The sequence below is a fragment of the Bacillus sp. VA13 genome (genome assembly GCF_055710085.1).
On the sequence record NZ_JBVQPP010000002.1, the window covers coordinates 539,372 to 561,438 of the forward strand.

22 protein-coding genes are annotated in these 22,067 nt (G+C 44.0%); 10 read left to right on the forward strand and 12 right to left on the reverse strand.

Annotation, left to right across the window (positions count from 1 at the left end; translation table 11 throughout):
* Positions 1–109: 109 nt before the first annotated feature.
* Complete coding sequence (gene cotG / locus AC0C66_RS10935; RefSeq protein WP_461845765.1) at positions 110–748, reverse strand: spore coat protein CotG; 639 nt, start codon at positions 746–748, stop codon at positions 110–112.
* A gap of 140 nt (positions 749–888) precedes the next feature.
* Here cotG and cotH point away from each other — a divergent pair, with 140 nt between their 5' ends.
* Positions 889–1,980, forward strand: a complete 1,092-nt coding sequence (cotH, locus tag AC0C66_RS10940; RefSeq protein ID WP_014115418.1) for a spore coat protein CotH — start codon at positions 889–891, stop codon at positions 1,978–1,980.
* Positions 1,981–2,019: 39 nt separating this feature from the next.
* Here cotH and alsR read toward each other — a convergent pair whose 3' ends face one another.
* Positions 2,020–2,907 (reverse strand): acetoin biosynthesis transcriptional regulator AlsR, encoded by an 888-nt coding sequence (gene alsR / locus AC0C66_RS10945; RefSeq protein ID WP_014115417.1) that lies wholly within the window; start codon positions 2,905–2,907, stop codon positions 2,020–2,022.
* 159 nt (positions 2,908–3,066) lie between these two features.
* On the opposite strand from alsR, the gene alsS reads away from it, so the two are divergent.
* From alsS to AC0C66_RS10960, 3 genes are all read left to right on the forward strand, one after another.
* Complete coding sequence (gene alsS / locus AC0C66_RS10950; RefSeq protein WP_088679687.1) at positions 3,067–4,779, forward strand: acetolactate synthase AlsS; 1,713 nt, start codon at positions 3,067–3,069, stop codon at positions 4,777–4,779.
* Positions 4,780–4,841: 62 nt separating this feature from the next.
* Positions 4,842–5,609: an acetolactate decarboxylase gene (budA, locus tag AC0C66_RS10955; RefSeq protein WP_003235587.1), complete on the forward strand. Its 768-nt coding sequence runs from the start codon at positions 4,842–4,844 to the stop codon at positions 5,607–5,609.
* Between the two features lie 98 nt (positions 5,610–5,707).
* Positions 5,708–6,235, forward strand: coding sequence for an NAD(P)H-dependent oxidoreductase (locus AC0C66_RS10960; protein ID WP_014115415.1), 528 nt, complete (start codon positions 5,708–5,710; stop codon positions 6,233–6,235).
* A 40-nt stretch (positions 6,236–6,275) separates the two neighbouring features.
* Here AC0C66_RS10960 and AC0C66_RS10965 read toward each other — a convergent pair whose 3' ends face one another.
* The 8 genes from AC0C66_RS10965 to AC0C66_RS11000 form a co-directional block, all read right to left on the reverse strand.
* The gene (locus tag AC0C66_RS10965; RefSeq protein ID WP_003219574.1) at positions 6,276–6,572 is read right to left on the reverse strand and encodes a DUF3892 domain-containing protein; all 297 of its coding nucleotides are present in this window, start codon (positions 6,570–6,572) and stop codon (positions 6,276–6,278) included.
* 154 nt (positions 6,573–6,726) lie between these two features.
* Entirely contained in the window at positions 6,727–7,263 is a 537-nt protein-coding gene (locus AC0C66_RS10970) for an SH3 domain-containing protein (RefSeq protein WP_072181805.1), read from the reverse strand.
* A gap of 109 nt (positions 7,264–7,372) precedes the next feature.
* Positions 7,373–8,290, reverse strand: a complete 918-nt coding sequence (rbsB, locus tag AC0C66_RS10975; RefSeq protein WP_088679688.1) for a ribose ABC transporter substrate-binding protein RbsB — start codon at positions 8,288–8,290, stop codon at positions 7,373–7,375.
* A gap of 13 nt (positions 8,291–8,303) precedes the next feature.
* Positions 8,304–9,272, reverse strand: coding sequence for a ribose ABC transporter permease RbsC (gene rbsC / locus AC0C66_RS10980; RefSeq protein ID WP_014115411.1), 969 nt, complete (start codon positions 9,270–9,272; stop codon positions 8,304–8,306).
* Position 9,273: 1 nt separating this feature from the next.
* Complete coding sequence (rbsA, locus tag AC0C66_RS10985) at positions 9,274–10,755, reverse strand: ribose ABC transporter ATP-binding protein RbsA (protein WP_072181807.1); 1,482 nt, start codon at positions 10,753–10,755, stop codon at positions 9,274–9,276.
* Positions 10,756–10,770: 15 nt separating this feature from the next.
* Entirely contained in the window at positions 10,771–11,166 is a 396-nt protein-coding gene (gene rbsD / locus AC0C66_RS10990) for a D-ribose pyranase (RefSeq protein ID WP_014115409.1), read from the reverse strand.
* Positions 11,163–12,044, reverse strand: coding sequence for a ribokinase (rbsK, locus tag AC0C66_RS10995; protein ID WP_072181808.1), 882 nt, complete (start codon positions 12,042–12,044; stop codon positions 11,163–11,165). The genes rbsD and rbsK overlap by 4 nt, the downstream gene beginning before the upstream one ends.
* Positions 12,037–13,026 (reverse strand): LacI family DNA-binding transcriptional regulator, encoded by a 990-nt coding sequence (locus tag AC0C66_RS11000; RefSeq protein WP_014115407.1) that lies wholly within the window; start codon positions 13,024–13,026, stop codon positions 12,037–12,039. Before AC0C66_RS11000 ends, rbsK begins: the two co-directional genes overlap by 8 nt.
* A gap of 781 nt (positions 13,027–13,807) precedes the next feature.
* Between AC0C66_RS11000 and pgsB the strand changes: the two genes are divergently transcribed.
* The 5 genes from pgsB to pgdS all read left to right on the forward strand — a co-directional run bounded on the left by pgsB (position 13,808) and on the right by pgdS (position 18,177).
* Positions 13,808–14,989, forward strand: a complete 1,182-nt coding sequence (gene pgsB, locus AC0C66_RS11005; protein ID WP_003219593.1) for a poly-gamma-glutamate synthase PgsB — start codon at positions 13,808–13,810, stop codon at positions 14,987–14,989.
* A 14-nt stretch (positions 14,990–15,003) separates the two neighbouring features.
* Positions 15,004–15,453 (forward strand): poly-gamma-glutamate biosynthesis protein PgsC, encoded by a 450-nt coding sequence (gene pgsC / locus AC0C66_RS11010; RefSeq protein WP_003227889.1) that lies wholly within the window; start codon positions 15,004–15,006, stop codon positions 15,451–15,453.
* Between the two features lie 18 nt (positions 15,454–15,471).
* A complete protein-coding gene (pgsA, locus tag AC0C66_RS11015; protein WP_087987262.1) occupies positions 15,472–16,614 on the forward strand; it encodes a capsular polyglutamate synthetase PgsA in 1,143 nt (380 codons plus the stop codon).
* A 14-nt stretch (positions 16,615–16,628) separates the two neighbouring features.
* Positions 16,629–16,796: an extrachromosomal elements maintenance protein EdmS gene (edmS, locus tag AC0C66_RS11020; protein ID WP_014115405.1), complete on the forward strand. Its 168-nt coding sequence runs from the start codon at positions 16,629–16,631 to the stop codon at positions 16,794–16,796.
* A gap of 139 nt (positions 16,797–16,935) precedes the next feature.
* Positions 16,936–18,177 (forward strand): gamma-DL-glutamyl hydrolase, encoded by a 1,242-nt coding sequence (gene pgdS / locus AC0C66_RS11025; protein ID WP_072181809.1) that lies wholly within the window; start codon positions 16,936–16,938, stop codon positions 18,175–18,177.
* Positions 18,178–18,345: 168 nt separating this feature from the next.
* On the opposite strand, the gene ywtE is transcribed toward pgdS, so the two are convergent.
* Both ywtE and tagT read right to left on the reverse strand, forming a co-directional pair.
* Positions 18,346–19,206, reverse strand: a complete 861-nt coding sequence (ywtE, locus tag AC0C66_RS11030; protein ID WP_072181810.1) for a 5-amino-6-(5-phospho-D-ribitylamino)uracil phosphatase YwtE — start codon at positions 19,204–19,206, stop codon at positions 18,346–18,348.
* Positions 19,207–19,363: 157 nt separating this feature from the next.
* A complete protein-coding gene (gene tagT, locus AC0C66_RS11035; protein ID WP_072181811.1) occupies positions 19,364–20,332 on the reverse strand; it encodes a polyisoprenyl-teichoic acid--peptidoglycan teichoic acid transferase TagT in 969 nt (322 codons plus the stop codon).
* Positions 20,333–20,670: 338 nt separating this feature from the next.
* Between tagT and AC0C66_RS11040 the strand changes: the two genes are divergently transcribed.
* The gene (locus tag AC0C66_RS11040) at positions 20,671–22,044 is read left to right on the forward strand and encodes a sugar porter family MFS transporter (protein ID WP_087987260.1); all 1,374 of its coding nucleotides are present in this window, start codon (positions 20,671–20,673) and stop codon (positions 22,042–22,044) included.
* The last annotated feature ends 23 nt before the right edge of the window (positions 22,045–22,067 follow it).

Genomic DNA, 22,067 nt, shown 5'->3' on the forward strand with positions numbered 1-22,067 from the left:
AATGATGTGGGTTGCATATGTTATGTCATGACATATATCTAATACAGGGGAAATGTAAAAATAGGCTTCCGTACGTCCGCCGGCAGCCTATTGAAAATGAAATCTTAGATTATTTGTATTTCTTTTTGACTACCCAGCAATTGCCGTCTTTCCAGAATTCTTTTTTGCTGTGATAATCATCCTCTTTTTTGTAGTAATGGTGGTGATGCGGTTTTTTGTAGTATTTCTTATGGGATTTTTTCTTATGGGAGCAATATGATTTTTTGTGTGTGCGGCATGATTTCTTATAGCTGCGAGATTTTTTCTTGTGAGAACAGTATGACTTTTTGTAGCTGCGAGATTTTTTGTAAGAACGGTAAGATTTTTTGTAGCTGCGAGATTTTTTGTGAGAACAGTATGATTTTTTGTAGCTGCGAGATTTCTTGTGAGAGCAATATGATTTTTTGTAGCTGCGAGATTTTTTGTGAGAGCAGTACGATTTTTTGTAGCTGCGAGATTTTTTGTGAGAGCAGTATGATTTTTTGTGGCTGCGAGATTTTTTGTGAGAGCAGTATGATTTTTTATGGCTGCGAGATTTTTTGTGAGAGCAGTATGATTTTTTATGGCTGCGAGATTTTTTGTGAGAGCGGCGCGACTTTTTATGGCTGCGTTTTTTTCCATGAGGCTCTTGGTATAAATAATCTTTTAAACCTTCTTTTTTTGCGGATTTCACCGCTTCTTTGATGTCAGAATGGGAATAGTGGCCCAATTTGAAATCCTCCTTTTGAAAATGATGTTAAGGATGAAGATCCTTACTACCCACATAGTACGCGCAGTTTTAAAAAGTGTATAAGTGTTCCGCTGAGATCACACAAAAATAAAAGCCTAAATTTGTGAGGGGGAATATGGATGAAGAATCAATCCAATTTGCCGCTTTATCAGCTGTTTGTTCATCCAAAAGATTTGCGTGAATTAAAAAAAGATATATGGGACGATGATCCGGTGCCGGCTGTCATGAAGGTAAATCAAAAAAGGCTGGATATTGATATTGCTTACCGGGGATCACATATTAGAGACTTCAAAAAGAAGTCATACCATATTTCCTTTTATCAGCCGAAAACATTCCGCGGCGCCCGCGAGGTTCACCTGAATGCAGAATATAAAGATCCTTCCATGATGAGAAACAAGTTGTCACTGGATTTTTTCTCAGAGCTTGGGACGCTGTCTCCAAAGGCGGAGTTTGTGTTTTTAAAAGTGAATGGGAAGAATGAAGGGGTTTATCTTGAACTTGAATCCGTCGATGAATTTTATTTAGCGAAAAGGAAGCTGGCGGACGGGGCGGTTTTTTACGCGGTTGATGATGATGCTAATTTCTCTCTGATGAGCGATTTGGAAAGGGAAACGAAGACGTCGCTTGAGCTTGGATATGAAAAGAAGACAGGGACTGAGGAAGACGATTTTTATTTACAGGATATGATTTTTAAAATTAATACTGTCCCTAAAGCCCAGTTTAAATCAGAAGTGACAAAGCATGTGGATGTCGATAAGTATTTGCGCTGGCTCGCCGGCATTGTATTCACCTCAAACTATGACGGGTTTGTCCACAACTACTCGTTGTACAGAAGCAGTGAAACCGGATTATTTGAGGTGATTCCTTGGGATTATGATGCGACTTGGGGCAGGGATATCCATGGAGAGCGGATGGCTGCCGATTATGTAAGAATTCAAGGATTTAATACACTAACCGCCCGGATTTTGGATGAACCCGATTTTCGCAAGTCCTACAAGCAACTGTTAGAGAAAACGCTCCAATCTCTTTTTACAATAGAATATATGAAACCGAAAATAATGGCGATATATGAGCAGATTAGGCCGTTTGTCCTGATGGACCCATATAAAAAGAATGATATTGAGCGTTTTGACCGTGAGCCGGATGTGATTTGCGAGTATATTATAAAAAGAGCTGATTACCTCAAAAGTGAGCTTGATCTTTTATCCTGACGATAAACGGGCGGATTCCGGAGAACGGAGCGCCTTTTTTTATTTCCGTTCATTTAACGATTTGGATATATCCACAAATTGCCTCAGTACAGGGTTTTGGCTGTCTTTTCGATATGCGATGATCCATTCTGCTTTGAGTTGAAAATGATCAACGCTGCGATACGTGACATCAAGGTTAAACAGCCGTCTGGCAGAGGATGGGACAATGGTAATGCCGATGCCTGCTGTCACCAGCCCGATCACCATTTGATATTCTGTCGCTTCTTGAACGATATTCGGCACAAAACCTGCGTCTTCACAGAGCTGAATAAAGTCGGTATATAGCGTAGGCCACGCTTCTTTGGAAAGGGTAATGATCGGTTCGTTTTCCAAATCTGTAATGTCAATTGATTCTTTTAATGCAAGCGGATGCTGCTTCGGCAATGCGAGGATGCATGGACTGCTCTGGGTTGTCTCAATTTGCAGCTCGGGATGCTCTAACGGCGGATGGAGAATGCCGATATCGATATTTCCCTTGAGCAATTCCTCCTGCTGCCGATAAGAAGCGATTTCTTTCAGTTCAATTTTCACAGAAGGAAATTTTTTACGGTATTCCCGGATGATCGGCGGCAGAAATTCATATGTAGCTGATCCGACAAAACCAATAACGAGATGGCCATGTTCGCCGCGAGCCGTCCGTTGGGCCAGTTCAATTCCTTGACCAATTTGCATCAAAGCTGATCGGCAGTGATTTAAAAAGATTTCACCAGCCGCCGTAAGCTCGACAAATCGTTTTGTCCTCTTCAGAAGCGTCACCCCGACTTCTTCTTCCAGCTGTTTGATCTGCTGGCTGAGAGGAGGCTGTGTCATGTTCAGCCGCCGCGCAGCTTTTCCGAAATGAAGCTCTTCGGCTACTGCGATAAAGTATTGAAGATGGCGAAGCTCCATTCAATATGCATTCCTTTCCATAGGTTAATAATTCGTAATACATATTAATCATAAGGCGAATCGATATTGGAGGTCAATTTCCAAAGAGTGTATAGTGAAACGTATCACAAGAAATATTTAAAATTTTATGTTTAAAATGCATAATAAGGAGTGAGGGTGTTGACAAAAGCAACAAAAGAACAAAAATCCCTTGTGAAAAGAAGAGGGGCGGAGCTTGTTGTTGATTGCTTAGCGGAGCAAGGTGTCACACATGTATTTGGCATTCCAGGTGCAAAAATTGATGCAGTATTTGACGCTTTACAAGATAAAGGGCCTGAAATTATCGTTGCCCGGCATGAACAAAATGCAGCATTTATGGCGCAAGCAGTCGGCCGTTTAACTGGAAAACCGGGAGTCGTGTTAGTCACATCCGGACCAGGTGCTTCTAACTTGGCAACAGGACTGCTGACAGCAAACACTGAAGGTGACCCTGTCGTTGCGCTTGCTGGGAACGTGATCCGTGCAGATCGTTTAAAACGGACACATCAATCTTTGGATAATGCGGCGCTATTCCAGCCGATTACAAAATACAGTGTAGAAGTTCAAGATGTAAAAAATATACCGGAAGCTGTTACAAATGCATTTAGGATAGCGTCAGCAGGGCAGGCTGGGGCCGCTTTTGTGAGCTTTCCGCAAGATGTTGTGAATGAAGTCACAAACACAAAAAACGTACGTGCTGTCGCAGCGCCAAAACTTGGTCCCGCAGCAGATGACGCAATCAGTGCGGCCATTGCAAAAATCCAAACAGCGAAACTTCCTGTCGTTTTAGTCGGCATGAAGGGCGGAAGACCGGAAGCGATTAAAGCAGTTCGCAAGCTATTGAAAAAAGTTCAGCTTCCATTCGTTGAAACATATCAAGCTGCCGGTACACTTACGAGAGATTTAGAGGATCAGTATTTTGGCCGGATCGGTTTATTCCGTAACCAGCCTGGCGATCTGCTGCTTGAGCAGGCTGATGTTGTTCTGACAATCGGCTATGACCCAATTGAATACGATCCGAAATTTTGGAATGTCAATGGAGACCGGACGATCATTCATTTAGACGAGATTCTGGCTGACATTGATCATGCTTACCAGCCGGAGCTTGAATTGATCGGTGATATTCCATCTACGATCAATCATATCGAACACGATGCTGTGAAAGTAGACTTTGCGGAACGTGAGCAGAAGATCCTTTCTGATTTAAAACAATATATGCATGAGGGTGAGCAGGTGCCTGCAGACTGGAAATCAGACAGAGTGCATCCTCTTGAAATCGTAAAAGAATTGCGAAACGCAGTCGATGATCATGTTACAGTGACTTGCGATATCGGTTCACACGCGATTTGGATGTCACGTTATTTCCGCAGCTACGAGCCGTTAACATTAATGATCAGTAACGGTATGCAAACACTCGGCGTTGCGCTTCCTTGGGCAATCGGCGCTTCATTGGTGAAACCGGGAGAAAAAGTGGTTTCAGTCTCTGGTGACGGCGGTTTCTTATTCTCAGCAATGGAATTAGAGACAGCAGTCCGCTTAAAAGCACCAATTGTTCACATTGTATGGAACGACAGCACATATGACATGGTTGCATTCCAGCAATTGAAAAAATATAACCGTACATCTGCGGTCGATTTCGGAAATATCGATATCGTGAAATATGCGGAAAGCTTCGGAGCAACTGGCTTGCGCGTTGAATCACCAGACCAGCTGGCAGATGTTCTGCGTCAAGGTATGAACACTGAGGGTCCTGTTATCATTGATGTCCCGGTTGACTACAGTGATAACATTAATTTAGCAAGTGACAAGCTTCCGAAAGAATTCGGGAAACTCATGAAAACGAAAGCTCTCTAGCACTCTGCGCATCACGACACTGTTTGATGAACAGCACTAAACAAAAAGGAGTGAAGGGAATTATGAAACGCGAAAGCAACATTCAAGTGCTCAGCCGCGGGCAAAAAGATCAGCCTGTGAGCCAGATTTATCAAGTATCAACAATGACTTCTCTATTAGACGGGGTATATGACGGGGATTTTGAACTGTCAGAGATCCCGAAATACGGAGACTTCGGTATCGGAACCTTTAACAAGCTTGACGGAGAGCTGATTGGGTTTGACGGTGAGTTTTACCGTCTCCGTTCAGATGGAACTGCGACACCGGTCCAAAATGGGGACCGTTCTCCGTTCTGTTCATTTACATTCTTTACACCGGACATGACGCACAAAATTGATGCGAAAATGACACGTGAAGAGTTTGAAAAAGAGATCAACAGCATTCTGCCAAGCAAAAACTTATTTTACGCTATCCGCATTGACGGATTGTTTAAAAAAGTGCAGACAAGAACGGTAGAACTGCAAGAAAAACCTTACGTGCCAATGGTTGAAGCGGTTAAAACACAGCCGATTTTCAACTTCGACAATGTGAGAGGAACGATCGTAGGCTTCTTAACACCAGCTTATGCAAACGGAATCGCCGTTTCAGGCTATCACCTGCACTTCATTGACGAAGGACGCAATTCAGGCGGACACGTTTTTGACTATGTGCTTGAGGATTGCACGGTTACGATTTCTCAAAAAATGAACATGAATCTCAGACTTCCGAATACAGCGGATTTCTTTAATGCGAATCTGGATAACCCTGACTTTGCTAAAGATATTGAAACAACTGAAGGAAGCCCTGAATAAAGAAAAAAAGAAAGCCCCTTTGTGAAGGGCTTTCTTTTTATTTGGCTCTTTTCCTGATTTTAGATAAAATAACGTCAAAAGGGTAAAGGTGTGGTCTGATGAAAATATTGGTTTTGGCAGTTCATCCTCATATGGAAACCTCAGTTGTGAATAAGGCATGGGCAGAGGAATTGAGTCATCATGACAATATCACAGTACGGGAGCTTTATAAGGAGTACCCGGATGAAGCGATAGATGTTGCGAAGGAACAGCAACTGTGCGAGCAATACGACCGGATTGTCTTCCAATTTCCGTTTTATTGGTACAGCTCTCCGCCGCTCTTAAAAAAATGGCAGGATCTTGTGCTGACTTTCGGCTGGGCCTTTGGTTCACAAGGAAACGCCTTGCATGGCAAGGAGCTGATGCTGGCTGTATCAACAGGGAGCGAAGCAGAAAAATATCAAGCAGGCGGAGCAAATCATTACTCAATCAGTGAGCTTTTGAAACCATTTCAGGCCACGAGCAATCTGATCGGCATGAAATACCTGCCCCCATATGTATTCTACGGCGTGAATTATGCAACTGCAGAGGATATTTCTCTCAGTGCAAAACGTTTAGCTGAATACATCCAGAAGCCTTTCGCTTAAAAGAAAGCCCTGTCCGGCATGCGGCAGGGCTTTTTTATAATTAAAAGTCCGGAAGCTCAGACAGGTTATTTTCCTTTAAGCCGTCCGGTTCACTTCGCAAAATGTCACGCCCGTATTTATGGAAGACATCAACATGAGCGAGTTTTCCCGCTTTTGCTTCTGACAGCGCAGTGGGATAGTCGAGCTCTCTTCCTGTGTTCGTTTTTACTGCGATAATATTGTCTTCCTCATTTCTCCTGACCGCAATAATTTCTTCTTTTCCAGATGGAACATCTTCCTGATCGGCAGTTGTTTGCCGGGCTTTATACGATTCATATGCTGCTTCAAATTGATCCATATTTACACCTCCACTTTTAGCGTGAACAAAAATGTCGATGATCATGTAAGGTTTCGACACAGCATACGACAATATTTCCTGAGAAATATCTAGAGAATGTGACAAATCAATTCATAATAAAAGGGATTCCGCATAAATACGGAATCCCTCTCAGTTATTTTGTCAGGTGTAAGTCCTTTGTTTTCATATAGCCTGTCGCACCGCCGTAATCAACGAATACCCAATCAAAATCAAAACCGCCTTTTTTCGTTTTACTCCAGCCTAAAAAAGAAACGCTTGTGTCTGCTGGTAGAGTCTTGATGCTTTTTCCTTCAGCGGATGTATATACTTTCGTTTTTGTTTTGGTTTTTACTGTTGTAGCTGCTTTTACAATGTAATGAGTGGAGACAAAGCCTGTTTTGCCGTTTTTATAATGAACCTTTGCCCAGTCAGCGTTTGAGAAGGAAATCAGTTTTAAGCTGTCGCCCAAGTACAGCGTATCGGCTTTCTGACTTGATGCGGAAGCCTTCGTTCTGACATTTAGCGCCTCTGCTGACACCAAATAAGAATCAATCGGATAACTGTATAAATCATCAATGCTTACCGTTGTTTCTGGCTGTTGTGCATGGATCGTGCTTGCGCCCCCTGCAGAAGCCGCAGTCATCCCAGCTGCAAGTGCTAAAGTTGATAGTATTTTTGTTGTTTTGTTCATTTCGTTCCTCTCCTCACGTAAGAGAAATAATTCACTCTATATCCCTATTCACGTTTTCACAGATTCCTAAACATTAAAAAGGATCAGATAAAAATCTGATCCGTGGCAATTATTTTTTTGTTTCTAGTTTGAGAGGCGCAGATATTGTTTTTTTCACTTTTTTTCCGTGCAAAATATCGTCTGCTGCTTCTGTAGCCAGTTTACCGATCAATTCAGGCTGCTGAGCGACGGTGGCTGAGAGCTTTCCGTCTTTAATGGAAGCGAGCGCATCTTTATTGCCGTCAAAACCAATCACTAAAATATCTTTTCCCGTGCTGTTAATTGCCTCAAGAGCACCGAGCGCCATTTCATCATTGTGAGCAAAAACAGCTTGGATATCCGGATGTCCTTGCAACAGGTTTTCCATGACAGTCAGGCCTTTGGTGCGGTCAAAGTCGGCTGATTGCTTTGTGACAACGTCGAGCTCTTGATCTGCGATGTTATGAAATCCTGAGCCCCGTTCCCGTGTGGCAGATGCGCCGGGCACGCCTTCGAGCTCTGCCACCTTTGCTCCTTTTCCAAGTTTGTCAGCAATGAATTCTGCGGCCATTTCGCCGCCTTTTACATTATCGGAAGCAACTAGGGTTTCAACTTTACCTTGTTCGGCGGAACGATCGATTGTTACGACGGGTACACCGACTGTGTTTGCAGATTCTACTGCCGTTGAGATCGCCGAAGAATCAGTCGGGTTGATTAACAATGCATCGACACCTTGCTGAATTAAGTCTTCCACATCACTCGTCTGTTTCGATGCATCATTTTGTGCATCGACAATGATGACTTTCATTCCCCGTTTTTTAGCTTCTTTTTCGATGCCCTTTTTTAATGAGACAAAAAAGGGATTATTAAGCGTTGAGACGGACAAGCCGATGGTGAATTCCTTTTTGTTACCCGAATTTGTCGGCTTTGCCCATTGGGGGGGCTCAAGCGAACAGGCAGTTAATAAAAACAATGATAACGTTAAAATGACGGATACAGCCTTTTTCATGTAAAAAACCCTCCTATGCTGACTTCTTGCGGTCTAATAATACCGCAATTAAGATGACAATCCCTTTGACAACCAGCTGATAAAACGATGAGACGCCAAGCAGGTTGAGCCCGTTATTCAGTGTGCCGATGATCAGCACCCCGATTAACGTACCGATAATGCGACCGCGGCCGCCGGAAAGACTTGTTCCGCCTAAGACGACCGCCGCGATAGCATCCAGTTCGTACGATTCCCCGGCAGTCGGCTGGGCTGAATGCAGGCGGGAAGTCAATATCGCGCCTGCAAGAGCGGATAAAAGCCCGGCTAAAGAATAGATCATCACTTTTACGCGCGTCACTTTAATGCCTGAAATGAGCGCGGCTTTTTCATTGCCTCCGATTGCGTACGTTCGGCGGCCGAACGGTGTTTTATGAAGAAGCACCCAAAGGATGACAAAGGCAAGAACCATCGTAATCGCCGGTACAGGAATGCCTAAAAAGTAACCGCGTCCGAACAGCTGAAACGCGTAGTTTGTGCCAAGTCCGGTAATCGGATTTCCGTCTGTATACACAAGCGTCAGTCCGCGAAATACAGTCATGGTCGCAAGCGTAGCGATAAAGGGCGCCATTTTTCCTTTTGTGATCAATAGTCCGTTGATCATCCCGAGTACGGCACCAATGATACAGCCGAGGATGATCGCGAGAACCGGATCGACACCAGATACAATCATCCCCGCAACTAAAGCGCTGGACAGAGCAAGAATAGCGCCGACAGAAAGATCAATGCCGCCTGTTAAAATCACAAAGGTCATGCCGAACGCGATTAATCCGTTAATGGCGACCTGGCGAAGCAGGTTTAAAATATTCAGCGGTTCAAGAAAGCTGGGATTTAAAATAGATACAATGATAACGAGAATAAATAAACCGAGAAACGGGCCGAGTTTTTGCATGACTCCGTCAAAGTGAATCCGTTTTTGTTCTGTTTGCAGTTGTTCCGTTTTCATATTACCGCCCTCCTGTGGCAAGTGTCATAATTCGTTCTTGAGTTGCTTCCTGCGCATCGATTTCTCCGCTGATTCTGCCTTCATGGACAACGATAATGCGATCGCTCATCCCGAGAATTTCCGGAAGCTCTGATGACACCATAATGATGGCGACACCGCGCTCAGTCAGCTCATTCATCAGCGAATAAATCTCCCGTTTCGCGCCAACATCCACACCTCTGGTTGGCTCATCCAAGATAAGCACTTTTGGTCCGATTCCGATCCACTTGGCAATCACCACTTTTTGCTGGTTGCCTCCTGATAAATGGCGTGCGTGCGTTTCCGGCGATGCCGTTTTGATGGTCAGGCGTTTAATTAAAAGATCGACAAATTCAGCTTCCCGCTTGTGATCAATGAGGCCCTTTGGAGAAAAACTGGACAGATTGGGCAGCGCAATATTCTCGCGAATCGAGGTGTCGAGCAGCAGCCCTTCATCTTTGCGGTTCTCTGTAATAAAGCCGAGCCCTTTTTTCACCGCATCCTGCGGGTTCTTAATGGCTGTCTTTTTTCCAGCGATCCATATCTCACCCGAGTCCAGCCTGTCAACGCCGAACAGCGCTCTCATGATTTCTGTCCGGCCGGCTCCCATCAATCCGGAGACACCGACGATTTCACCGGAACGAATGGAAAAGCTGACATCTTCAAAACGTCCTTTGACGGAGGCGTTTTTCACCTCGAATATTTTGTCGCCGAGAGAAGGAGTGCGTTTCGGATATCGTTCAGTCAGCTCGCGTCCGACCATTTTTTTGACAACTTCATCAAAATTGGTTTCTGAGATGTTTGTTGTATCTACCGTTTTTCCGTCACGCATGATGGTGATTCTGTCGCAAATCGCAAAGATTTCTTCCATACGATGAGAAATGTATACAATGGATACGCCGTTCTTTTTTAACGCTGTAATGACCTCAAAGAGCTTGCTGATTTCCCGTTCCGTCAAAGCAGCGGTAGGCTCATCCATAATGATCACCTCAGCATTTGTCATGAGCGCTTTTGCAATTTCAATCATTTGCTGCTGCCCGACGGAACACTCGCCGGCTTCTTGCTCAAGAGAAAGAGAGACAGACAGTTTGTTAAATTGCTCTTTTGCTAGCGCTTTCATTTTTCTTGTTTGTAAAACGCCCAGCTTGGAGGATATCTCTTTCCCGATAAATAGATTCTCAAGAACGGTCATTTCCGGCCAGATATTCAATTCCTGATGGATAAAGGCTATTCCATGCTGTTCTGCTTCTTTCGGATTGGAAAAGCACGTTTCGTTTCCGTTTATGCGGATTTGCCCTTTATCCGATTTATGCAGGCCTGTCAGGATGTTCATAAGCGTGGACTTGCCGGCGCCGTTTTCTCCCATTAATGCGTGAACCTCGCCAGGCATGAGCTGAAAGGAAACGCCTGACAGCACTTGGTTTTTTCCGAATGCTTTATGAATGTCTTTCATGTCAATCTGCATGTCCCATCCTCCTTTCTAGAAAAGCACACCCGCCTGCAGGATGCAGTTGGCATACGGTGTGAATTCACCTGTTCTTATAATGGCTTTTGCTTCTTTTGTCAGCAGCTTAAACTCCTCGTGAGAAAGGTATTCTATCTCCTGTTCAGAAAAAAGGTTCTCTAGAAATCTCGCATTCTCTTGATTAGATACTTTTATTTCAGCTGCAGCAATGACTTTTTCGACGACCATCTCGTCCGCGACCACTGCCGCTGTATCTTGGAAAGCCGGAAGACCCGGCTTCAGTGAAAGATCAATTTTCAAAACGCCGTCTGGAACCGGCAGCCCTGCATCTGCGATGACAATTTTATCAGTGTGGCCAAGGTCGGCTAAAAGCTTGGCAAGATGGCTGTTCAGTATACCGTGTTTTTTCATGACAGCAGCTCCTCTACTTCTTTTCTAGTCGGCATTCCGCCTTGAGCGCCGAAGGAACAGACAGAAAGGGAAGCAGCACGATTGGCAAACCGCAATGCGGCTTCAATGTCTTTCCCCTCAGCCAGAGCCACGGCTAAGGCTGCGTTAAACGTATCACCGGCTCCGGTTGTATCAACGGGCTCTACGGGGAAGGACGGGATGAGGCGCTCTTTGTTGCCGACTGAATAGCGGACGCCTTGTTTTCCTTCCGTAATAAAGAGCTTCGCTGGATAAAGCGCCAAGGCTTCAGAAACGGTAAGACCAGGGAATAAGATCGACGCCTCGTGTTCATTTGGCGTGAGATAGGTGGCATGATCAATTGTTTCTTGTTTCAGCGGGCGGGACGGTGCCGGGTTGAGCATGATCGGAATATCGTGAGAATGGCAGTATCTGCACAACTCATCAACCGTTTCTTCCGGAATTTCCTGCTGAATCAGGACCATATCGACCTTTTCGATCTGATCAAGCGCGTCTATCGCATATGATGGAGTGACATCATCGTTCGCACCTTTGACAACGACGATACTGTTATCACCTTCAGCAAGCACAATGTGGGCGGTTCCGCTTTTTTTATGTGTAACCGGTTCCATATAGTCGGTGCGCACGCCGTTTGCTTTTAAATTATCCAAAATGGCTGTTCCATAATGATCATCTCCGACCTTGCCGACCATAAACACGTGGGCGCCAAGTCTGGCAGCAGCAACGGCCTGATTTGCTCCTTTACCGCCCGGCACCGTCTGAAACGACGTGCCAAGTACCGTTTCTCCGGCCTTTGGGCGTTTGTCCGAGGTGACCACTAAATCCATCGAACAGCTTCCAATCACACAAATATTACGCATCATAATCTTCCTTTCTTGTCGTCTTTCTTCTTATATAGGTGACAGGCATTTGAATCGCCGTTTCTGTCAGCGGCTGTTTTTTGATGATACGCAAAAGCAGTTTGGCCGCTTCTTTGCCCATGTCATATGCGGGCTGTTTAATTGTAGACAGGGGAGGGAACAGCAGCTCACTTTGCGGAATGTCATCATAGCCGATAATTTGAATGTCCTCCGGCACGTTTCTTCCGAGCCGCAATGCTTCATGTAAAACTGCAGCGGCTTGAATATCATTACTCGCTATCACACCGTCTGTCTCCGGATAAGCGGCAAACAGCTCCTTCGCCATCGATTGCGCATCCTCAAAAGAAAATGAAGCCGTCTCGATGACCTGAAAATCAGCTTCAGCCTGCTGTAAGATCTCCAAAGCGCCGTTAAAGCGGTCTTGAGCGGTCGGCAGGTGAGCGGGGCCTCTCAAGAGCGTGATGAGCCGGCTTTTTCCGTAAATGATGGCTTCGGCGGCTAATTTTCCTCCTGTATAGCCGTCACTGGATACAGAAGGAGCGCCTTCAGGTGTTCTGTCCAGAAAAACGACTGGGTGATTCATGCCGCTGTATTCCTCAAGATCCGGGTAATTCGTTGCGGCAATAATGCCTGCGACATGATTTTGCTTAAAGGTTTGAAGGTACTCAAGTTCTTTTTTTAATTCCTCGTCACTGTTGCCAAAAATAAGGCGATAGCCTTCCCGGTTCAATTCATCCTCCGCACCGCGGGCAAGCTGGGGGAAGAAAGGGTTTGTGATATCCGGGAGCAAAAGCCCGATCAGCCGGGATTCTCTCTTATAAAGAGATCTGGCGACTTCATTCGGGTAATAGTTCAGCTTCTCCATCGCCGCTATGACACGCGTTCGCGTTTCTTCGTGTACATAGCCGTTGTCATTCAGGACGCGGGAAACCGTCGCAACTGAAACGCCCGCCGCTCCGGCGACATCTTTAATTGTAGCCAAAACAGCTCCTCCTTGTTTATGTAACCGTTTACATAGATAGATTATCATGAGCAATCCGAAGTTGGCAATAAAAATATCGAAAGAAATCTATTGTAAATTGTATATATAATTGAGAAATTTAAGGTTTTCACTCTTTTTTTGACAAAGTCTTCACATTTCTGGATGAAGATTTCTTGAACAAATATTAAGTTTTATTAAAATTGTTTCAAAGTCATGCGTTTAGACCTGTAAATGAGGAGAAACGGAAAAGACTATCAGCCCAGAAAATGTTTAATTATGTTAGAGAATTCGGACCCGTATGTTTAGCGTTTTCATAGATAGCCCCATTAGTCATTTTGGAATGGGACTAATTTTTCCACTTCCATGCAGAAAGGATGACATTATGACCTTGTTCTTAAGAAACAGGAAAAAATATTTTGTGTTCATAAGAACCGGAAACACGCATGGTAGCAGGAAAAGCTTGATATCACGGGCTGTGAAAAAGATTGATTTGAAATGCATATTAAATGCAAACACCAAGGTGTGACTATACGTCCAGAAGGATATCAGGGGAGAAATGTAAGCGCATTCCTTTTGCTTTTTAAAAAAAGAGATGAGGTGTAAGTCCTGCTGTTTTCCAAAAATAGAAAACAGTTTGTAGGTACAAAATCTCTTTCAAAAGAGAAGTTTGGCTTAGTGGATTAGGGAAGATTATGTTACATAATGCCGATTGAGAATTCATAGTGATTCTATATACTGATGAATGAATTTACAACAATATAGAAGGAGATGTCGAAAAGCAATGTGGTTACTCATTATAGCCTGTGCTGTCATACTGGTCATCGGAATATTAGAAAAACGACGACATCAGAAAAACATTGATGCCCTCCCTGTGCGAGTGAATATTAACGGCATCCGAGGAAAATCGACTGTGACAAGGCTGACAACCGGAATATTAATAGAAGCCGGTTACAAAACTGTTGGAAAAACAACAGGGACAGATGCAAGAATGATCTACTGGGACACACCGGAGGAAAAGCCGATTAAACGGAAACCTCAAGGGCCGAATATCGGAGAGCAAAAAGAAGTGATGAAAGAAACAGTAGAAAGAGGAGCTAACGCTATCGTCAGTGAATGCATGGCTGTTAATCCGGATTATCAAATCATCTTTCAGGAAGAACTTCTGCAAGCCAATATCGGTGTTATTGTTAACGTTTTAGAAGACCATATGGATGTTATGGGGCCGACGCTTGATGAAATTGCAGAAGCGTTTACGGCTACTATTCCTTATAATGGCCATCTTGTCATTACTGATAGTGAATATACTGAGTTCTTTAAACAAAAAGCCAAAGAGCGAAACACAAAAGTCATCATTGCTGATAACTCGAAAATTACTGATGAATATCTTCGTAAATTTGAATATATGGTATTCCCTGATAACGCTTCTCTCGCACTGGGTGTGGCTCAAGCACTCGGCATTGATGAAGAAACAGCGTTTAAAGGAATGCTGAATGCGCCGCCAGATCCGGGAGCAATGAGAATTCTTCCGCTGATCAGTCCGAGCGAGCCTGGGCACTTTGTTAATGGGTTTGCCGCAAACGACGCTTCTTCTACTTTGAATATATGGAAACGTGTAAAAGAAATCGGTTACCCGACCGATGATCCAATCATCATCATGAACTGCCGCGCAGACCGTGTGGATCGGACACAGCAATTCGCAAATGACGTATTGCCTTATATTGAAGCAAGTGAACTGATCTTAATCGGTGAAACAACAGAACCGATCGTAAAAGCCTATGAAGAAGGCAAAATTCCTGCAGACAAACTGCATGATCTAGAGTACAAGTCAACAGAAGAAATTATGGAATTGTTAAAGAAAAGAATGCACAATCGTGTCATATATGGCGTCGGCAATATTCATGGTGCCGCAGAGCCTTTAATTGAAAAAATCCACGAATACAAGGTTAAGCAGCTCGTAAGCTAGGAGGAAATGCAGACATGTTCGGATCAGATTTATACATCGCACTAATTTTAGGTGTACTACTTAGTTTGATTTTTGCAGAAAAAACAGGGATCGTGCCGGCAGGACTGGTTGTACCGGGATATTTAGGACTTGTGTTTAATCAGCCGGTCTTTATTTTACTCGTTTTGCTAGTGAGCTTGCTCACTTATGTCATTGTGAAATACGGTTTATCCAAATTTATGATTTTGTACGGACGCAGAAAATTCGCGGCCATGCTGATCACAGGGATCGTCCTGAAAATCGCGTTTGATTTTCTATACCCGATTGTACCATTTGAAATCGCAGAATTTCGAGGAATCGGCATCATCGTGCCAGGTTTAATTGCCAATACCATTCAGAAACAAGGTTTAACCATTACGTTCGGAAGCACGCTGCTATTGAGCGGAGCGACCTTTGCTATCATGTTTGTTTACTACTTAATTTAATGTAAGGTGTGTCAAACGATGAAAAAAGAACTGAGCTTTCATGAAAAGCTGCTGAAGCTGACAAAACAGCAAAAAAAGAAAACCAATAAGCACGTATTTATTGCCATTCCGATCGTTTTTGTCCTCATGTTCGCTTTTATGTGGGCGGGAAAAGCAGAAACACCGAAGGTCAAAACGTATTCTGACGACGTTCTCTCAGCCTCATTTGTCGGAGATATTATGATGGGGCGTTATGTTGAAAAAGTAACGGAGCAAAAAGGGGCAGACAGTATTTTTCAGTATGTTGAACCGATCTTTAAAGCCTCTGATTATGTAGCCGGAAACTTTGAAAACCCGGTAACCTATCAAAAGAATTATAAACAAGCAGATAAAGAGATTCATCTGCAGACGAATAAGGAATCAGTGAAAGTCTTGAAGGATATGAACTTCACGGTTCTCAACAGCGCAAACAACCACGCAATGGATTACGGCGTTCAAGGCATGAAAGATACTCTTGGAGAGTTTGCGAAGCAAAACCTTGATATCGTTGGAGCAGGATACAGCTTAAGTGATGCGAAAAAGAATATTTCGTACCAGGAAGTCAATGGGGTAACCATCGCGACGCTCGGCTTTACCGATGTGTCTGGAAAAGGTTTCGCGGCTAAAAAGAATACGCCGGGCGTTCTGCCTGCAGATCCTGAAATCTTCATCCCTATGATTTCAGAGGCGAAAAAACATGCGGACATCGTCGTTGTGCAGTCACACTGGGGACAAGAATATGACAATGATCCAAACGACCGTCAGCGTCAACTTGCAAGAGCCATGTCTGATGCTGGTGCTGATATCATTGTCGGCCATCACCCGCACGTCTTAGAACCGATTGAAGTATATAACGGAACCGTCATTTTCTACAGCCTCGGTAACTTTGTCTTTGACCAAGGCTGGACAAGAACGAGAGACAGTGCACTGGTTCAGTATCACCTGAAGAAAAACGGAATAGGCCGCTTTGAAGTGACGCCGATTGACATCCACGAAGCGACGCCTGCACCGGTGAAAAAAGGAAGCCTTAAACATAAAACGATTATTCGCGAACTCACGAAAGATTCTAACTTCGCATGGAAAGTAGAAGACGGAAAACTGACGTTTGATGTTGATCATAGCGACAAACTAAAATCTAAATAATCGGAGTGATAAAGATGAAATTTGTCAAAGCCATCTGGCCGTTTGTTGCCGTAGCTATCGTGTTCATGTTTATGTCAGCTTTTAAATTCAATGATCAGCTGACAGATCAGGAAAAGCAGAAGATTGATACGGAAATGCATAAAATCCAACAGCAGGAAGAACCGGCAAACGCTAATAAATAATTCAAAAAGAGAGTGTCTGATGAGACATTCTCTTTTTATTTGCCCAGCACATTCATTCTGTAAAAATATCAAAAAGGCTCTTAACATATTCAAAAAAATACCGATGTTAAAACTGCAAATAGAGGAGGAGATAATAAAAGTGAAGACACTGGCAAACTGGAAGAAGTTTTTGCTTGTGGCGGTTATCATTTGTTTTTTGGTTCCAATTATGACAAAAGCGGAGATTGCGGAGGCTGATACATCATCTGAATTGATCGTCAGCGAAGCAAAAAAACTGCTTGGGTATCAGTATAAATACGGCGGTGAAACACCGAAAGAGGGATTCGATCCTTCGGGATTGATTCAATATGTTTTCAGTAAGGCTGATATTCATCTGCCGAGATCTGTGAACGACCAGTATAAAGTCGGAACGGCCATAAAGCCCGAAGACCTGAAGCCGGGCGATATTTTGTTTTTCAAGAAAGAGGGAAGCAGCGGGACAACTCCGACACATGACGCACTTTACATCGGAGACGGCCAAATGATTCACAGTACGCAATCAAAAGGGGTTATCATTACCAATTACGCAAAAAGCAGCTATTGGAGCGGGTCTTATATTGGGGCGAGACGAATCGCAGTCGATCCGGCAACCGCTGATGTTCCTGTCGTTCAGGAGGCCGAAAAGTATATCGGCATTCCATATGTGTTTGGCGGAAGCGCACCGTCAGAGGGATTTGATTGCTCAGGGCTTGTGCAATATGTGTTTCAACAGGCACTCGACATTTATCTGCCGCGATCAGCCGAACAGCAGTGGGCAGTGGGTGAGAAGGTGGCGCCTCAGAACATAAAGCCTGGTGATGTTGTCTATTTCAGCAATACGTATAAATCGGGAATTTCACATGCAGGGATTTATGCAGGCGGAGGAAGGTTTATTCAGGCAAGCCGGTCAGAAAAAGTAACCATTTCTTACTTGTCAGAGGATTACTGGAAATCGAAGATGACAGGCATTCGCCGATTTGACAACCTGACAATCCCGAAAGAAAATCCGATTGTGTCTGAGGCAACACTTTATATCGGAGAAGTCCCTTACAAACAGGGCGGAGTGTCTCCAGAGACAGGATTTGATACAGCTGGATTTGTCCAGTATGTATATCAGAAAGCAGCTGGTATTTCCCTGCCTCGGTACGCAACAAGCCAGTTCAAAGCCGGAACTAAGATTGAGAAGGCGGACCTGAAACCGGGAGACATTGTGTTCTTCCAATCAACAAGCCTAAATCCGGCCATCTATATCGGAAATGGACAAGTTGTTCATGTCACATTATCAAACGGTGTGACCATCACCAATATGAACACGAGCACATATTGGAAAGATAAATATGCGGGAAGTATACGGGTGCAATAAAAGACAAAGACTCCAGAAACTCTGGAGTCTTCAGTGTGTTGGCAAACCCTCGCATTCGTTGTCAAGCCTGTGCGTTGGTGCTCACGAATTAGAACATTCGCTCCGCTCCAATGCTCGCCTTTCCTAGACTTCAACAATTTGAAGACTCCAATCTCTGGAGTCTTTTCTTTATGCATATTGGCCGGAAAGAAGCTGGTCTATAAAGTAGGCCACACCATGTTCGTCATTGCTTTTTGTGACAAAGGTGCTTTTTTCTTTTAATTCATCGATCGCATTTTCCATGGCGATACGGTGTCCGGCGACTTCAAACATGGACAAATCGTTCGGACTGTCGCCGATCGCATAGATATCCTGTGTTCCAATTCCGTATATTTCAGCCAGCTCTGTCAGCGCGCGTCCTTTTCCTGAAGAGGCCGGCAGGATTTCGATAATGTGTTTTCCAGAAGAGGTTTGCGCCAGTTTTTTATGATGCTTCAGCTCTTCTTTCGCTTGTCTCAGCTTGTCCATATCAAAGGAGAAGCAAAGAAGCTTATAAATGTTTTCACTGCCGTCAAAAACCGATTCGATATGAGGGATCGGTTTAATGCCAAACTGCTTGAACTGAGTCATGGCTCCTTGCCACAGTTCATCCGTCTTCTCGTTTGGATTTGCGCTCTTTAGAATATCAAGCTCCGCATGCAGCTTATCTTCGCCGTCAAAAGGAGAAAGCAGATGGTCATCTGTATATACCTCAAAGTAAATGTTTTTTGACAGTAAGTAATCAGCGATCGCTTTACCGGCCTCCTGATCCATTAATGTCCGGCTGATCAGGCGGTAGCCTTTGTCATGAACCGTACCGCCATTTGCCGCAATAATAGGGATATCCAAGTCTTCCAGCAGCGCTTTTACATCAAATGTCGCTCTTCCCGTGCAAATGGTGACGAGGATGCCGGCATCAACGGCCCGCTTGATCGCCGCTCTGTTTTCAGCAGAAATGACGCTCTCTTTATTCAGTAATGTACCGTCTAAATCAATCGCAATTAATTTCATATATAGGGGGAACCTCCTTAAAAATGAAGCTGCTTCGTGTAGTATGTTCAGCTTTTCTGTGAAACATAATCCATATAAACCAAGGCTAAACGTTACTTTGATTATTTTCAACAAGAAAATATGTAAAAAGGGATGGCGTAAATCGCCATCCCTTTCATTATACACCTAAATCGTTTTGCAGCTCTTCTTTCACTTCCTGCAGTTTTTGCTGATTCAATTTTAAATAATAAACGCCGGAAGGTTCATAATCATAACCCGTCAGCTGAATAGAATCAACTGATTTCAATGAAGTGAGGAACGGGAACAAGCCGATGGCATCTTTAAGAGATAAGTTCATTTTCAGATTTTTCCCCATCGTATCCACAATATCATCATAAGCAGGGATTGAGCTCAGTGATTTTGATTTTTCCAAAATGGCGCTCAGCACTTCCATTTGTCTTTGTCCCCGCAAAAGGTCACTGTCCGCTTTGCGTGTTCTTACGTAAGCGAGTGCTTCTTCTCCATCAAGCGTATGTGTTCCCTTTTGAAGAACCACTTTACCTTTTGTATCTTTTTTGATTTGCTGAATGACTTTATCGCTTTTTACCGTTACTTTTACGCCATTCAGCTGGTTTACGACGTCTTCAAAAGCTGTGAAATTGCTTTCAACGACATAATCGACGGGAATATCGAGCATTTCCTCAACTGTTTTCACAGTAAGGTCAACGCCGCCGTAGGCATGAGCATGTGTAAACTTATCATAGCCGTGGCCTGGTATGTTTACATAGGCATCACGCGGAATGCTCAGCATTTTAGCTGTTTTTTCTTTCCGGTTAAATGTAACCAGCACATTTGCGTCACTTCTTGCCTGATCGACAGTTTCGCCGTTTTCCTCTCTGGCATCAATTCCTAAGAGCAATACAGAGAAAGAATCTTTTCCGGGATCAAATTCTTTAATCCGTTTTACTGATTGTTCTCCGCGTGCAAGGCTAACGTGAGCTTCTTTAGAAGCATTGTTAAGTTTTACATAAGCATAGGTGCCGACAGATCCTGCCGCAATGATTAGAAAAGCCATCAAACCGGCAACGATTTTCACCCATTTTCTAAGTCTTCTCTTTTTCTTTCTGCGGTGTGTTCGTTCTTCCATATCAATACCTCTCGTTTTCTTTAATATTTGAAGAGTACCATTTATTTTGCCATGGGGCAACTCCTGGACAGACATTTTTCGATAAATATTCCTATATTTATAAATTTATAAGTTCCTGGTTCTGAAAATAGATATTTTTCATGTGCTGAATCACCTTATATTGGACGCCGCAGCAGAGAAAATGTTTCGATGGCGTTGAAAAAAATGCAAGTAAATGATTGGAAACTCATGATCAGCAAGAATGAAAAGGTTTAATGGCCAGAAAAAAAGGCTAAAAGATTTCTAAAAAACTCTACAGACAATGTCATTCCAGCTGATGGAGAAAGGGAGTCATTTTTATGAAAAAGCAGTCCAATATATGGCTTTATTTTTTCGGCGCTCTTGGAGGCGCGTTATACGGTTATGATACCGGAGTGATTTCCGGAGCTATTTTATTTATGAAAAAGGACTTAGGCTTGAATGCCTTTACGGAAGGACTTGTTGTCAGCTCCTTATTGGTGGGGGCGATATTAGGCTCAGGAGCGGCCGGCAAGCTGACTGACCGGTTCGGAAGAAAAAAAGCAATTATGGCGGCAGCACTGCTGTTTTGTATAGGAGGGCTTGGTGTGGCATTTGCCCCGAATACAGGAGTCATGGTGCTGTTTCGCATCATTTTGGGACTTGCAGTCGGAACATCGACGACGATCGTGCCGCTCTATTTATCTGAACTGGCGCCAAAACATAAGCGCGGGGCGCTGTCATCTCTGAATCAGCTGATGATCACGGTCGGCATCCTTCTTTCTTACATTGTCAATTACATACTTGCCGATGCCGAAGCATGGCGCTGGATGCTTGGATTAGCTGCTGTGCCGTCGCTGCTTTTGCTCATTGGCATTTTGTTCATGCCGGAGAGCCCGCGCTGGCTGTTTACGAATGGCGAAGAGAATAAAGCGAAAAAGGTTCTCGAAAAATTGCGTGGCACAAAAGATATTGATCAGGAAATACATGATATTCAAGAAGCGGAAAAGCAGGATGAAGGCGGCCTGAAGGAACTATTCGATCCATGGGTGCGTCCCGCTCTGATTGCCGGTCTGGGACTGGCGTTTTTGCAGCAATTTATCGGAACAAATACGATCATCTATTATGCGCCAAAGACCTTTACAAACGTCGGATTCGGAAACTCCGCATCGATTTTAGGAACGGTCGGAATCGGTACAGTCAATGTTCTCATGACGTTAGTAGCGATTAAAATCATCGACAAGATCGGAAGAAAGCCGCTATTGTTATTCGGGAATGCCGGGATGGTGATCAGCTTAATCGTTCTTGCGCTGGTGAATCTCTTTTTCGATAACACTCCGGCTGCCTCATGGACGACTGTCATTTGTTTAGGCGTATTTATCGTTGTCTTTGCGGTCAGCTGGGGCCCGGTTGTCTGGGTGATGCTTCCTGAATTGTTCCCGCTCCATGTCAGAGGAATCGGTACTGGTGTATCGACCTTGATGCTGCACGTTGGGACACTGATTGTTTCACTTACCTATCCAATATTAATGGAAGCGATCGGCATCAGTTATTTATTCCTGATTTATGCCGCGATCGGTATCATGGCGTTCTTATTTGTCCGTTTTAAAGTGACAGAGACGAAGGGTAAAAGCCTTGAAGAAATTGAGCAGGATTTACGGGACAAAAACGGACAGGGAGGATCGGCTGGAAAACAGCAGACTGTCGGAACATAAAAAAGGGTGCGCGATCATGCGCA